Annotated in this window: 12 protein-coding genes; 3 read left to right on the top strand and 9 right to left on the bottom strand. The window is 63.6% G+C overall.

The window, feature by feature from the left end; genetic code table 11:
* The first annotated feature begins 24 nt into the window (after positions 1-24).
* On the top strand, positions 25-339 hold the full coding sequence (locus tag FJ941_RS23105; protein ID WP_140509193.1) for a hypothetical protein: 315 nt from the start codon (positions 25-27) through the stop codon (positions 337-339).
* A 155-nt stretch (positions 340-494) separates the two neighbouring features.
* On the opposite strand, the gene FJ941_RS23100 is transcribed toward FJ941_RS23105, so the two are convergent.
* From FJ941_RS23100 to FJ941_RS23065, 8 genes are all read right to left on the bottom strand, one after another.
* Positions 495-1922, bottom strand: coding sequence for a gamma-aminobutyraldehyde dehydrogenase (locus tag FJ941_RS23100; protein ID WP_140509192.1), 1428 nt, complete (start codon positions 1920-1922; stop codon positions 495-497).
* A 95-nt stretch (positions 1923-2017) separates the two neighbouring features.
* Positions 2018-2833: an ABC transporter permease gene (locus tag FJ941_RS23095; protein WP_140509190.1), complete on the bottom strand. Its 816-nt coding sequence runs from the start codon at positions 2831-2833 to the stop codon at positions 2018-2020.
* Positions 2823-3782, bottom strand: a complete 960-nt coding sequence (locus tag FJ941_RS23090; protein WP_140509240.1) for an ABC transporter permease — start codon at positions 3780-3782, stop codon at positions 2823-2825. The genes FJ941_RS23095 and FJ941_RS23090 overlap by 11 nt, the downstream gene beginning before the upstream one ends.
* A gap of 106 nt (positions 3783-3888) precedes the next feature.
* A complete protein-coding gene (locus tag FJ941_RS23085) occupies positions 3889-4887 on the bottom strand; it encodes an ABC transporter ATP-binding protein (protein WP_140509188.1) in 999 nt (332 codons plus the stop codon).
* A 177-nt stretch (positions 4888-5064) separates the two neighbouring features.
* Positions 5065-6219 (bottom strand): ABC transporter substrate-binding protein, encoded by a 1155-nt coding sequence (locus FJ941_RS23080; RefSeq protein ID WP_140509186.1) that lies wholly within the window; start codon positions 6217-6219, stop codon positions 5065-5067.
* A gap of 206 nt (positions 6220-6425) precedes the next feature.
* Positions 6426-7337, bottom strand: coding sequence for a LysR substrate-binding domain-containing protein (locus FJ941_RS23075; protein WP_140509184.1), 912 nt, complete (start codon positions 7335-7337; stop codon positions 6426-6428).
* 81 nt (positions 7338-7418) lie between these two features.
* Entirely contained in the window at positions 7419-8036 is a 618-nt protein-coding gene (locus FJ941_RS23070; protein ID WP_140509182.1) for a DedA family protein, read from the bottom strand.
* Positions 8033-8632: an rRNA adenine N-6-methyltransferase family protein gene (locus FJ941_RS23065; protein WP_140509180.1), complete on the bottom strand. Its 600-nt coding sequence runs from the start codon at positions 8630-8632 to the stop codon at positions 8033-8035. Before FJ941_RS23065 ends, FJ941_RS23070 begins: the two co-directional genes overlap by 4 nt.
* 289 nt (positions 8633-8921) lie before the next feature.
* On the opposite strand from FJ941_RS23065, the gene FJ941_RS23060 reads away from it, so the two are divergent.
* Together FJ941_RS23060 and FJ941_RS23055 are read left to right on the top strand one after the other, a co-directional pair.
* The gene (locus FJ941_RS23060; RefSeq protein ID WP_140509178.1) at positions 8922-9596 is read left to right on the top strand and encodes a response regulator transcription factor; all 675 of its coding nucleotides are present in this window, start codon (positions 8922-8924) and stop codon (positions 9594-9596) included.
* Positions 9597-9606: 10 nt separating this feature from the next.
* The gene (locus tag FJ941_RS23055; protein WP_140509176.1) at positions 9607-10968 is read left to right on the top strand and encodes a HAMP domain-containing sensor histidine kinase; all 1362 of its coding nucleotides are present in this window, start codon (positions 9607-9609) and stop codon (positions 10966-10968) included.
* A gap of 121 nt (positions 10969-11089) precedes the next feature.
* Here FJ941_RS23055 and FJ941_RS23045 read toward each other — a convergent pair whose 3' ends face one another.
* Positions 11090-11866: a DeoR/GlpR family DNA-binding transcription regulator gene (locus tag FJ941_RS23045; protein ID WP_140509174.1), complete on the bottom strand. Its 777-nt coding sequence runs from the start codon at positions 11864-11866 to the stop codon at positions 11090-11092.
* Positions 11867-12169 lie beyond the last annotated feature (303 nt).

Here is a 12169-nt window from a genome sequence, read left to right as displayed (position 1 = left end):
CGCAAGTGATGAAGGAGAACCGACATGTTCAGCGCCAGATGGCAGATCGACGCCAGGTTCGGGCACAAGCAGACCGTGCTCGAGCTGATGCGGAAATGGGAACGCGAGATCGGCTCTCAGGTCGGCCTCGCAGACCTCAAATTCCAGATCATGACCGGATCGATCGGGGCCCGTGAAGCGACAGTCGAGTCGCATCACGAGGTAGAAAGCCTGGCACAGTTGGAGGCGATGTTTGCCAAGATCGGCAAGATCGACGCGCACGCCAAATGGGGTAAGGAGATGGAGCCCTATGTCGTGTCGGGCACCAGCCTGTGGAGCATCTATCGCATCGTGGAGTAGCGGCTGTGCAACTTACCTCTCCCTTTGTGGCCCGCCCTTCGGGCCCACAAGGGGAGAAGGACGGGCGGCGTCCCGGCTCTTCGCAGGCTCAGGGCGCTAGCTAGAAGCTCGAAAAGCCAAGCAATTGGCTTTTCGTCCGCTTCGCGCACCGCTTCTCACCCATGCGCAACCATCACGTGGCGCACGGCGGTGTAGTCCTCCAGCGCGTAGAGCGACATGTCCTTGCCGTAGCCGGACTGTTTCAGCCCGCCATGCGGCATCTCATTGGTCAGCATGAAGTGGGTGTTGATCCAGGTGCAGCCATATTGCAGGCGGGCGGCGGTCGCCATGGCGCGTGAGACGTCCCTGGTCCACACCGATGACGCCAGGCCGTAGTCGCTGTCGTTGGCCCAGCTCACCGCCTCGTCGACTTCCGCGAAACGAGTGATCGAGACGACCGGGCCGAACACTTCGCGGCGCACGATCTCGTCCTCCTGCAGCGCACCGGCGACGACGGTCGGCTGGTAGTAGAAGCCGGTGCCCTCGCCCGGCTTGCCGCCGGTGGTGATCTCGATGTGCTTCAGCTCCGAGGCACGCTCGACAAAGCTCGAGACGCGATCGCGCTGGCGGCGCGAGATCAATGGCCCGATTTCGTTCTCGGTGTCGTCGGGCTGGCTGTATTTGATGGTCGAGACGGCGGAGGACAGATCGGCGACCAGCTTGTCGTAGATCTTCTTGCCGGCATAGATGCGGCAGGCGGCGGTGCAGTCCTGGCCGGCATTGTAGTAGCCGAAGGCGCGCAAGCCCTTGACGACGGCGCCGAGATCGGCGTCGTCGAAGACGATGACCGGCGCCTTGCCACCAAGTTCGAGATGCGTGCGCTTGACCGATTTGGCGGCGGCCTGCAGCACCTTCTTGCCGGTGGCGACGTCACCGGTGATCGAGATCATATTGACCTTGGGATGGTTGATCAGCGTGTTGCCGACGCTGTCGCCCCGGCCAAGCACGACATTGACGACGCCCTCGGGCAGCACTTCGGCCAGAATCCTTGCCAGCTTCAGCGCCGTCAGCGGCGTCTGCTCCGACGGCTTGAAGACGACGGTGTTGCCGCCGGCGATCGCCGGCGCCAGCTTCCAGGCCATCATCATCAGCGGATAATTCCATGGCGCGATCGAAGCGACGATGCCGATCGGATCGCGCCGCACCATCGAGGTGTGGCCGGGCAGGTATTCGCCCGCGACCACACCCGGCATGGAGCGGACCGCGCCGGCGAAGAAGCGGTAGCAGTCGACGATGGCCGGGATTTCGTCATTGAGCACTGCGTTGATAGGCTTGCCGCAGTTCAGCGCCTCGAGCGTGGCAAATTCCTTGGCCTCGGCCTCGATGCGGTCGGCAATTTTGAGCAGGTAGCCGGAGCGTTGCGCCGGCGTGGTGCGAGACCACAAGACGAACGCTTGTCCCGCTGCCGCAATGGCGGCCTCGATCTGTGCCTGACTGGCTTCGGGCAGGTTGAGAATGGTCGCCCCGGTCTTCGGATTGAGGATCGGCTCCTCGGTCTCGGCGCCCTTCTCGAATTTGGAGCCGATCAGCATCTGGGTGTCCATTGGGGTCTCCTTGGGCAGAAGTGAGTAGTGAGTAGTGGATGAGTTTCCACCGTGGATTCGGCTATTCCCTGCTCACTACTCACCACTCACTTTTTTCATTTCCCGCTTCCGGCGATCTGGTCGCCGTCGCGGGTCAGGTAATAGGCAAACAGGATCGGCAGCAGCGTCACCAGGACGACGACCATGGCCACGACGTTGGTGACCGGACGCTGGCGCGGACGGATCAGTTCCTCCAGCATCCAGATCGGCACCGTCTGCTGCTGGCCGGCGGTGAAGGTGGTGACTATGACCTCGTCGAAGGAAAGGGCAAAGGCGAGCATGCCGCCGGCGAGCAATGCGGTGGCGATATTGGGCAGCACGACGTGGCGAAAAGTCTGGAAGCCGTCGGCGCCGAGATCCATAGAGGCCTCGATCATCGAGCCCGAGGTGCGACGGAAACGAGCGACGGCGTTGTTGTAGACCACGACCACGCAGAAAGTGGCGTGGCCAAGCACGATCGTCCAGAACGAGAAGGGGATGTCTGCCAGCGCGAAGGCCGAACGCAGCGCGATGCCGGTGATGATGCCGGGCAACGCGATCGGCAGGATAACCAGCAGCGAGATGGTTTCGCGGCCGAAGAATTTCGTCCGCGACACGGCGGCGGCGCACAGCGTGCCGAGCACCAGCGCAATCGTGGTCGAGATGGCGGCGACGCGGACCGACAGCGACAGCGCTTCCCAGACATCGGGCCGGTTCCAGGTGACGGCGAACCATTGCGTGGTCAGCCCGGGCGGCGGCCAGACGAAACTCTTCTCCTCGGTGGTGAAGGCGTAGACGAAGATCAGCAGGATCGGCAAATGCAGGAAGAGCAGGCCGCAGGCAGCGGCGGCCTTCAGGCCGAGCGGAGCGGATTGACCAGGGTCAGAGCGCATCGAAGGCCCCCATGCGCTTGGCGCCCCAGAGATAGAAGCCCATGATGACGATGGGCACCACGGTGAAGGCGGCGGCCAGCGGAATGTTGCCGGCCGTGCCTTGCTGCGAATAGACGGCCTGGCCGATGAACAGGCGCGACGTCCCGATGATCTGCGGGATGATGTAATCGCCCAATGTCAGCGAGAAGGTGAAGATCGAGCCGGCGACGATGCCAGGCAGCGCCAGCGGAAACAGCACGTTGCGGAAGGTCTGGCCGGGCGAGGCGCCGAGATCGGACGACGCCTCGACCACATTGCCGGGCACGCGCTCGAGGGCCGCCTGAACGGGCAGGATCATGAAAGGCAGCCAGACATAGACGAAGACGATGAAAGTGCCGGTGAACGATACCGACAGCGAATTGCCACCGACCACGGGCAGCGACAGCCAGGCGTCGAGCAGCCACAACAAGTGCAGCTTGGTGAGCAGCCAGGTCAAAATGCCTTCCTTGGCCAGGATCAGCTTCCAGGCATAGATCTTGACCAGATAGCTCGACCACAGCGGCAGCATGACGCCGAGATAGAACAGTGCCTTCCAGCGGCCGCGTGCATAGCGCGCCGCGTAGTAGGCAATGGGGAAGGCGACGATGGCCGAAGCCAGCGTGACCAGGGCCGCCATCGTCACCGTGCGCAGGATGATGTCGAGATTGGCGGCCTGTAACAGGTCGCCATAGGTCTTCAGCGTGAACTGGCGGTTGATGAGGCCGGAGAACTCGTCGATGGAGAAAAAGCTCTGCGCCAAAAGCGCGAACAGCGAGCCGATATAGACGATGCCGAGCCACAAAACCGGCGGCAGCAGCATGAGGAGCAGCAGGACTTTTGGCCGGCGCCAGAAAAGGTCGGAGAGCGCACCGCGCGGACCGCCGCTGCCGGGCAGGATGGCGGGTACGGGATTGGCGTTGAGGGCGACGATGCTCACGGCGCCACCATGTCGATTGGATCAATGGCGGCAAGGCCGAGATCCTTCACACCCCCCTCTGTCCTGCCGGACAGAGGGGAGTGCTTCACGCAAACGTCAATCATGCCGGCTCGTCCATAAGATGCAGGTGCTCGCGGTTGAAGGTGAGCACCACCGCCTCGCCCTCCGCCGGCAGGGCAGTGCCGGCCGGCACCACGGCGTGCAGTTTCAATCCGTCGGCATCGAGCGCCAGCCGGGTGGTGGCGCCGAGATAATTGGTCGAGACGAGGCGCGCGGCGACGCCCTCGCCGCTTGCGGCACGGCCGACGCGAATGGATTCAGGCCGCAGGCTGCCCCAGCGGCTCTGGCCTGAATAACGCTGGACGAAATCCGGCGGCAGCACGTTCGAGGAACCGACGAAATCAGCGACAAAGCGCGTGCTCGGCCGCTGATAGATGTCCTCCGGCGTACCGATCTGCATGATCTTGCCATCGTTGAAGACGGCGACGCGGTCGGCCATCGACAGTGCCTCGCCCTGGTCGTGGGTGACGAAGACGAAGGTGATGCCGAGCGCCTTCTGCAGCGATTTCAGCTCCTCCTGCATGTTTTCACGCAGCTTGAGGTCGAGCGCGCCGAGCGGCTCGTCGAGCAGCAGCACCTTGGGCTGGTTGACCAGCGCGCGGGCGAGCGCGACACGCTGGCGCTGGCCCCCGGAGAGCTGGCCGGGCCGCCGGGCGCCGTAGCCGGGCAGTCGCACCAGCGAGAGCGCTTCTTCCGCCGCCTTGTGCCGCTCGGCCTTGCTCACGCGCTTGACCATCAGCCCGTAGGCGACGTTGTCGAGCACATTGAGATGCGGGAACAGCGCGTAGTCCTGGAACACGGTGTTGACGTTCCGGCGGTAGGGCGGCACGCCTTCGGCACGCTCGCCGAAGATCGAGATCGAACCCGCCGTCGGCTGCTCGAAGCCGGCGATCAGGCGCAGACACGTGGTCTTGCCGGACCCGGACGGCCCGAGCATGGCGAAGAATTCGCCCGGCACGATGTCGAGGTCGACCGCGTCGACGGCGCGAACGCTGCCGAAATGGCGCGAGACTCTTTGAAAGGAAACGGCTGGGGTCATGGGATGTCAGTCTGTTGCCGGTTGGTTCTATCGGATTGCCGTAGCACGCCGCTGGACCTCCCCCTCGATGGGAGGTCGCGGCGAAGCCGCAGGTGGGGGTGACCTGCACAGACGGCCGAGCAGCCCCACCCCGACGCTGCGCGTCGACCCTCCCCACGAGGGGAAGGGTAAGAGAGATCACCGTCCGCCGATGACGCCGATATAATCCGACACCCAGCGATAGTAGGGCACGCACTGGTCGTTCTGGGTGACGCATTTCGAGACCGGCGTCTTCCAGAACTTGATCTTGTCGAAATTGTCGTAGCCGTTGGTCTTGCAGCCTTCCTCGCCGAGCAGCTCGTTGCCCTTGCACGCGGCGGGCACGACCGGCAGCGAGCCGAACCAGGCGGAGACATCGCCCTGCACCTTCGGCGCCAGCGAATGCTCGAGCCACATGTAGGCGCAGTTCGGGTGCGCCGCGTCGGCTTCCATCATGGTGGTGTCGGCCCAGCCGGTGACGCCTTCTTCCGGTACGGTCGAGGCGACCGGCTTCTTGGCGGCGACCAGCGTATTGACCTGATAGGGCCACGAGCCCGAAGCAACCACGCCTTCATTCTGGAAATCGTCGACCTGGATGGCGGCATCATGCCAGTAGCGGCCAACCAGCGTGCGCTGGACGCGCAGCAATTCGAGCGCCGCCTTGTACTGGTCCTCGTTCAATTCGTATGGGTCCTTGATGCCGAGTTCCGGCTTGTGGAACATCAGGTAGTTGGCGGCGTCGGCGATGTGGATCGGTCCGTCATAGGCCTGGACGCGACCCTTGTTGGACTTGCCGTCCGGCAGCTTCATCTCCTCGAAGACGACGTTCCAGCTCTTCGGCGCTTCCTTGAACACCTCGGTGTTGTACATCAGGATGTTCGGGCCCCACTGATAGGGCACGCCGTAATGAACGCCGCCGACAGTAAACCAGGGCGCGTCCTTCAGCCGGTCGTCGACCGTCTTCCAGCCCGGGATGAGATCGGTGTTGATCGGCTGCACGCGCTTGCCGGCGACGAGGCGCAGCGAGGCATCGCCCGACGCGGTGACGAGGTCGAAGCCGCCCTCGTTCATCAGCGAGACCATCTCATCCGAGGTGTTGGCGGTCTTGACGTTGACCTTGCAGCCGCTCTCTTTCTCGAAGGCGGTGACCCAGTCATAGCCCTTGTCGGTCTCGCCGCGCTCGATATAGCCCGGCCAGGCGACGATGTTGACCTCGCCCTCGCCCTTGCCGAGTTCCTTGACCTGGGCGATGGCCTGACCGGAGAGGGTCAGCGCGACCGTCAAAGCAGTGCACGACTTCAGGAATGAATTCATTATCGACTCCCATTTTGGCGCGTGATCCAGAAACCGCTCCGGTTTTCGCTGGATCACGCGCGGACTGAAAAACTTGTCAGCTCGTCCGTTGGACTTGACGCCGCTCTGATGGCAGCTTGTATCCGTGAAACGGAAGGTGCTTTGAAAATTCCGGTTTCGCAAATTCATTTATCAGAAGGCCGATATCGGTTTTTCCGATATCTCTATCACAGACGCTGGCGCACCGTCCGCTGCGACTGGGCAAGGCCGATGAAGTCGCGCGCCGCGGCGGCCAAGCCAGATCCCCGCCGCCAGACCATGCCGACCTGCACCACCGGCAAGGAACCGGAAATGTCGCGCGATTCAATGCGGTCGCCTTCCAGCGACCAAGGCCGGTAGACAAGGTCGGGCAGCAGTGCCACGCCGGCGCCGGTGGCGACGAGGCTGCGCACGGCTTCCACGGAACGGGTGCGGAAGGCGACATGCGGCCTGGCGCCGATCGCCGTCAGCAGCTTGCCGGTGTTCTCCTCGATCTCGTCGACGGTCAGCATGATCAGCGGCTCGGAGGCGATATCGCCGATGCCGATAATGTCGGCGCCAGCCAAGGGATGGCCGAGCGGCAGCCACAGCCGGTAGGCCGAGACTTCGAGGATCTCCGATTGCAGGGCAGTGCGGTCGCGCAAATTGGAGGTGACCATGACGGCAATGTCGAGCTTGCCACCGATCAGCAGGTGCTCGAGGTAGTCGCCATTGTCCTCTATGGCCGAGACCTCGACGCCCGGATAGGCGCGGCGGTAGCGTGAAAGCAGATCCGACAGCACATAGCCGGCGACCAGCGAGGTGACGCCGAGTTGCAGCCGCCCGCCCGCCACGGCCTGTTCGCCGGAAAAAGAGCGGCGCGCGTCGGACACATCGGCGAGAATCTTTGTCGCATGACGCAGGAACTGGTGGCCCTTGTGGGTGATGTTGAGGCCGCGCGGATGGCGCTCGAACAGTTCGACGCCAAGATCGCTTTCAAGTTCCTTGATCGCCTCGGTGACCGACGATTGCGAAATGGAGAGGTTTTGCGCCGCGCGCGACACCGTACCTTGTTCGGCAACGGCGATGAAGAACTGCAACTGACGGATGGTGAAGGCCATGGGCCGACTAAACACCGGCAGGCAAGCGAAGGAAAGCCGGCTGCGGAGCTTATCGCGTGACCGGAGATTGGTGCAGCGCGGTCAGCCGAGCATCAGCCTGATGCGGCGTCGCCATGTCGGGCCATAGCGCAACGCAAGCATGAAGGCCGTCTCAAGCGCCACGACGATGACGATGATGCGCAGGCCAACCGCGAAGGAATCCTGGCCACTGCCGCGCATGAGGTAACCGGTCAGGAGAAAGCCCGCATTCCATATGGTGGCGCCAAGCAGTGTCGCGGCCGCGAAAGGCAAGGCAGGCAGACAAAGCGCGCCAGCAGCGATCGGCAGGTAATTGCGCACCGTCGGGATGAACTGCGCCAGCAAGGACACCCTGACATGATTGCGGCGATAGGCCTGGCCAAGCTTGCGATAGGTTTCGGGGCGCAGGAAGACATATCTGCCGGCTCGTCCGATCAGCCTGTCGGCACGGTCGAAGCCGATCCGGCGGCCGACCGCATACCAGACAAGGCAGCCGGCGAAGGAGGCGGAAGTCGTCGCCGCCAGCAGGATCGCCAGCGTCGCATGGTCAGGCGCCGCCGTCATACCGAGGAACAGCAGCAGCACATGCGAGGGCGGAATCGGCAGGATCTTTTCGGTGAAGGCGAGGCAGAAGACGCCGAACAGGCCGAAGCCGAGAATGGCCGACAACGGTCCGGTCATGCGAAGCGCCAGTCGTATGTTTCTGACGTCTTGATCCTGGCGACGCGATAGACCGTCGCCGGCGGGAAGTTGCGAAAGGTATGGCCAACCCGCGTGACCTCGAGATCGAGCCTGTCGAGCAGCGACTGGTCGAACGGGCAGCGCCGTCCAAGCGTGAACTGATAGAGTGCTCCGACCGGGCGAAGGTTGGCGAAAACACCTTCGAGAATGGCGAGCGTCCTGCGCGGCGAGATCAGCCGGAAAGGCAAGCCGCTGACGGCAGCACCAATCACCGGCCGGTGAAAGAGCGACAGATGGCGCAGACCGACAGCATCCATCTCGAATATCCGGGCGGCCGGAAAGCGACGCTTGAGCAGTGCGGCAAAATCCGGATCGGATTCGATCAGCGTCAAATCTTCCTCCTTAACCCCGCGCGACAGCAGCGCTCGCGTGAACGGGCCGGTTCCTGGACCGAGCTCCAGCACGGGACCCGTCTCGGGTCCGATGTCGCGCGTCATCAATGCCGCCAGGCTGGAGCTGGACGGCGTGACGGAGCCGACCCTGAACGGCGCCACGGTCCACGCCACAAGGAAAGACAGAGCATCATTTGCAGGCATGGTAACCTCAATCCCGGACAACAGCACGCCAGATTGTGTGGCCAACTGATTCGTTTCAGCGCCATTTCGTTTCAACGTCGGGCCCGACCTGTTGCATATTCGGGCCCGACGCCTTCACGCCGGCATGGGCGATTCGTGCCGACCGATGCTGTTTGCCGCGACTGGGTTGCATAGACATTGCGCGATCTCGAAGGCACAGAAAGCGTTTGTCGACCCGGGCCGTTCGGCTTTGCCATGTTTGCGCAATGTTGGCGCGGTAGCGCCCGAAGCTGCTGCTGGAGAATTGTCGATGCGAATCTTGCTGGTCGAGGACGAGCCTGAAATGGTCTCTGCCTTGCGTGCCGCGCTGAAGCGCCACGACATGGTGGTCGATCACGCCGGCTCGCTCATCGAGGCGGAAGGCTTCGTTGCCGCCGACAGCTATGACGCGATCCTGCTCGACCGCCAGTTGCCGGATGGCGACGGGTTGTCGCTGGTGCCCAGATTGCGTTCGGCCAAGAACACCACGCCAGTGCTGATGCTGACGGCGAGAGGCGACACATCGGACAAGGTCGATGGGCTGGACATGGGCGCGGACGACTATCTGGCGAAACCATTCGCCTTCGAGGAACTGCTGGCTCGCCTGCGCGCGCTGCTCAGGCGCCCGGCGCCGATGCAGTCGCAATTTATCCGTGCCGGCGATCTGGTGCTCGATGTCGGGCATCGCGAAGCGTCGATCCGTGCCGAACCGCTCAGCCTGCCGCGCCGCGAACTCCTGGTGCTGGAGGCGCTGATGCGGCGCACCGGCCGCATGGTGCAACGCGAGGCGCTGATGGACGCGGTGTTCGGCCTCGATGACGAGATCCAGTCCAACGCCCTCGATACACATGTCTCGCGCCTGCGCCGCAAACTCGCCGATGCCGATGCCGGCGTGACGATCAACGGCATTCGCGGCGTCGGCTATCTCCTGCGCGAGACGACATGAGCGCCAAGCAATGAGCCTCAAGCGCCCGCGTTCGCTGAAATGGAGCCTGGTGCTGCGCATCGCCTTGCTGCAATGCGCGATGCTGACGCTGATCATCGTCGGCATTCTCCTCGCATTGCTCGCCACCGGGCTCATTCCGCACGATTATGAGGACGGCACAATGGACGTGCTGGCGGATGCGGTGGCGCGTGACGCAGGCGGGAAGCTCATCCTGCGCGAGACCTCGGACCTGACGAAGCTGCGATCCGAGGTCCCCGATCTCTGGTTCATCATCCGAGACAAGCAGGGCCAGCGGCTGCAGGAGGGCACCATGCCGCCCATCTTTCAGCCTTTCGCCGGATTGCTGGACACTATCAGCGACGCCCGTATCGACCACGCAATCGGGCAAACCGCGCCGCCGGAGGGGAAGATTCGCTGGACCGATACGGCGGCCGGCAATGTCCAGATCTTCACCGGCACCAAGGGCGGGCTTTCGCTGTTGCGCCTGCTCGACCAGGCGCCGCAATTCTTCCTGCAAGGCATATTGCCGCTCGCCGGGCTGATGGCGCTGGCCACGCTGTTCGCGACACCCTGGGTGGTGCGTGGCGCCCTTTCGGGCCTGGGCCATGCAGCCGCCGAGGCTGAGCGCATCGACATCGACCAGCGGGGTGTCCAGCTGCCGCTGAAGGACGTACCGACAGAGGTGACACCGCTGGTCAAGGCGGTGAATGCGGCCCTTGCGCGGCTCGACAAGGGCTATGAGCGCCACAAACGTTTCCTCACCGACGCCGCCCATGAGCTCAGGACACCGGTCGCCATCCTCAACACGCGCCTCGCCTCGCTGCCGGCGACACCGGAACGGGCACGGCTGCTGCAGGATGCAGCACGGCTCTCGACGCTGACCGACCAGTTGCTCGACCTGCAGCGTCTCGACCGGCAGACATCGCCTTTCGAAAAGGTCGATCTCGTGGCGATTGCGCGAGGCGTCATCGTCGACCTCGCGCCGATGGCATTCTCGGCCGGATACGAGATGTCCTTCGAGCCGGAGAGGGACACGCTTTTTGCCACCGGCGACCGCACCGCGATTGAACGTGCGGTGACCAACATCGTGCAGAACGCCATCGAGCATGGCGGCCGCGCCGGCAAGATCACCGTCAGCGTCACAACGCCCGCCATCATCGAGGTGCGGGACGAAGGCGACGGCGTGCCACCGGGCGAGCGGGAGCGCATTTTCGAGCCCTTCTACCGATTGCGCCCGCAGGATCATGGCGCCGGCCTCGGCCTCAACCTCGTGCAGGAGATCATGCATCTACATGGCGGACGCATCGAAATCCTCGACGGCAAGCCCAGCGGCGCCTGCTTCAGGATGAGTTTTCGCGCGTTGGCGGCATAGCGTCGCCGCGAGTTCACACGGACGCCCGCGATGACATCAGTCGATGACAGACAGCAGACAACGAATTCCGGCGTCTATGCCGCCGGAGACGCGGCACGCCGATGCACAACATCGCCTTCGGCTAAATTCCCGCTTCGCCGCCGGCAATGCTGAGCCGCGCGCCGGCCTGTGCGAGGGCGGCGGCAATGTCATGCGGCGGCGCGCGATCGGTGGCGAGTTCGGAAAAGCCGTCGAAGCCGCAGACCTGAACCAAGCCCTGACGGCCGAACTTCGTGTGGTCGGTGACGACGAGCGAGCGCTGGCCGCGCGACAGCACCATGCGGGCGAATTCCGCCTCGTTTAGATCAAAGTCCATGACACCCGTCGCCGCATCCACGGCGCCGGTGGAAATGATGGCGTGGCTGACCGAGAAGCGGCTGACGAACTCGATCGCCGACGTCCCGAACGCGGCTCCTGAATCGCTGCGCAGCTCGCCGCCGGCCATATAGACCTTGTTGCCGTTGATGGTGGCCAGCGTGCGGGCAATATCAGACGAGTTGGTGACGACCGTCAGGCGCCGGTGGCCGAGCAGTTCGCGCGCCAGGAACGAAGTCGTGGTGCCGGTGTCGAGCATGATCGATTCGCCGTCACGGATGGTGGCGGCAACCATGCGTGCGATGACCCGCTTGGCATCGGCATGCTCGCGCATGCGCCGTTCGAACGGCGCTTCGCCGATCATCGACGGCAGGCCAATGGCGCCATGCATCTTCAGAACCGAGCCGTCGCCGGTGAGCGGCTTGACATCCCGCCGCACGGTTTCAAGGGAAACGCCCAACCGGTCGGCCAGGCTGGCGATGGTGACGGTTCCCTCTTCCTGCAGCAGCCGCAGGATCTCGCCATGCCGTTTCGAGTGGATCATATGTGCGCGTCCCGGAGTTTGCCCGTTCCCAAGGCATTCCTAACGCTTTTAAAGGAATTGCCCATGCTTTCGGGCAAAATACCCAAAAAAAGTCACATCTTTTTATTGACAGAAGAGCAACCCTGGCGTGAAATCCAACCTTAACAGGGTTCGGAGCTGCAGCGGGAGGGTGATTGGCAGAGCCGCAACTCATTGACCAGGCAGTCTGCAACGTGTCTGGCGTAAGGAATTTTCAGATCCGCGGGGGCGGATGCCGGGCTCAAAAACCTGGCCAAGGGGCTCGTCGGTGCGGTGCGGGATACC

Source organism: Mesorhizobium sp. B2-3-13 (genome assembly GCF_006442195.1).
GTDB lineage: Bacteria > Pseudomonadota > Alphaproteobacteria > Rhizobiales > Rhizobiaceae > Mesorhizobium > Mesorhizobium salmacidum.
This window is presented reverse-complemented; position numbering and strand designations above follow the sequence as displayed.